Annotated in this window: 1 protein-coding gene and 2 pseudogenes; all 3 read left to right on the top strand. The window is 44.0% G+C overall.

What is annotated here, in order from left to right:
- Positions 1-92: 92 nt before the first annotated feature.
- Positions 93-400 (top strand): annotated as a pseudogene (locus tag HII33_RS13690) (IS3 family transposase); the annotation flags it as partial.
- Positions 393-833, top strand: a complete 441-nt coding sequence (locus HII33_RS13685) for a hypothetical protein (protein ID WP_179396344.1) — start codon at positions 393-395, stop codon at positions 831-833. The pseudogene HII33_RS13690 and the gene HII33_RS13685, both read left to right, overlap by 8 nt.
- A 179-nt stretch (positions 834-1,012) precedes the next feature.
- Positions 1,013-1,699 (top strand): annotated as a pseudogene (locus tag HII33_RS13680) (transposase); the annotation flags it as partial.
- Positions 1,700-1,789: the final 90 nt, after the last annotated feature.

Below are 1,789 nucleotides of genomic sequence, written 5' to 3'. Positions count from 1 at the left end.
GGTTGTACTTCTTAGCCATAACAGATCCTCCAGTAATCATACTTTGATGTCATTATACTAGATTCACTGTCTCACTTTTGAGGGTAACACCAGAGAAGCCTGTTGTACATTCAGATCGAGGGGCTCATTACAGGTGGCCGGGGTGGATTGAGTTGATGGATGAATTTGGCTTCACACGTTCTATGTCGAAGAAAGCCAGAACCCCAGATAATGCTCAAGCAGAGAGCTTCTTTGGTCACCTAAAAACTGAATTCTTTTATAACAGAAGTTGGCTAGGAAAATCTATTGACGATTTCACCAAGGAACTCAACCAGTATATTGAGTGGTATAACACTAAATGAAGAAAAAAGTTTTAGGAGGAAAGAGCCCACAAGAATACCGTCAGAACATGGTTGCCTGAGGTTGAAAGTCCAGAAAAACGTCCGCACGCCCACCTTAATAGCGGCTTGTCAAAATACTCTTCAAAAAAGCTTATCAAGGCTTATATATTCTCCTACACCCCAATAAGCTCGTTCAACGAATACCAATCAGGATCGAGTCGTCAAACTTCCGTTGGACAAATGGTACCCGTGCACAACCCCAGTCATAACGACAACGACTTTTCCGACTCGATGAACATTACGGCCGCTGGCTTGTATGAATCCACAGCAATAAATGGTGGTAAAAAAACGTACAAGTTAATCGGATACGATGATTTAACCTTAAAGAATAAAGAGCTAGATATTGACTCAGTTGATACCGGGTTTTCAATCCACGCGGACTTTCCTGAGGGGAAGTCGCTGACCAGTATTGAGAAGCAGCTTAATAAAGACGGCGAAGTATTGCCACAATAAATATTCAAATCACTTCAATAGAAAGAGCGCCGAGATAAAAAAATCGGATCTAGAATTTTTGGTGTTGATACTAATAACGCCAGAGATTCTAGATCCATCTTTGTATAACAAAAGAACACCTAGTCTCCTCGGTGCTATGCTTTAAGCGACGAAACCCAAACAAAGCGAGGTATGACTAGATGTCCGACTTAAATAGTACTCTTAAGCTGCTTGGAATTACAGATTCGAATATCACGGTCAGTGATGTACGTGATGAGATCCGCGGTCACGGCCAGGGTCGTAAGAAGTATCAGGTGGTTCATGCAGAACTGACGTATTTCCTAGAACGCTGTCCAAGTTGTGGCATGCCGGCATTGCGACGCAATGGGCACATCCGTACGCGTATTCACGTCAACGGCCCAACTGATTGCCCGGTAATCCTAGAGTTGGATAAGCAGCGCTGGCGTTGTCGTAACTGTCGGTCAACTCTCACTGCCACGACGCCCGTCGTAAAGCCTAATCATGCGATCTCTACCGGAATTTCGGAGTATGCGCTCAAGCTCTCTAAACTTGCTATACCAGGGAAACAGATAGCTTCTATTACTGGTATCTCGACGACTTCTATTGAGCGCATCATCGACGATGATATCAAGCCGCATCCGCTCAACTACCTCCCAGTAAATTTGTGTTTTGATGAGTTCCGTTCGACTCACTCCACAATGTCATTTATCTGTATTGACGCAGATACTCACAAAAGGGTCACAGTGCTTGGTGATCGTCTCTCAGCGACCATTAAGGACTTCTTCAAGAGCCACTATTCGAGCGAGCAAAGAGCCGGCGTCAAACACATCTGTATGGATATGAACGCCGCCTACCAGAACTTTTTGGTGTTACCCTCAAAAGTGAGACAGTGAATCTAGTATAATGACATCAAAGTATGATTACTGGAGGATCTGTTATGGCTAAGAAGTACAACC

Source organism: Lacticaseibacillus absianus, from assembly GCF_013407595.1.
GTDB classification, from domain to species: Bacteria; Bacillota; Bacilli; order Lactobacillales; family Lactobacillaceae; genus Lacticaseibacillus; species Lacticaseibacillus absianus.
Note: the sequence above shows the minus strand (reverse complement) of the source record. Positions and strands in the feature narration are given on the sequence as shown.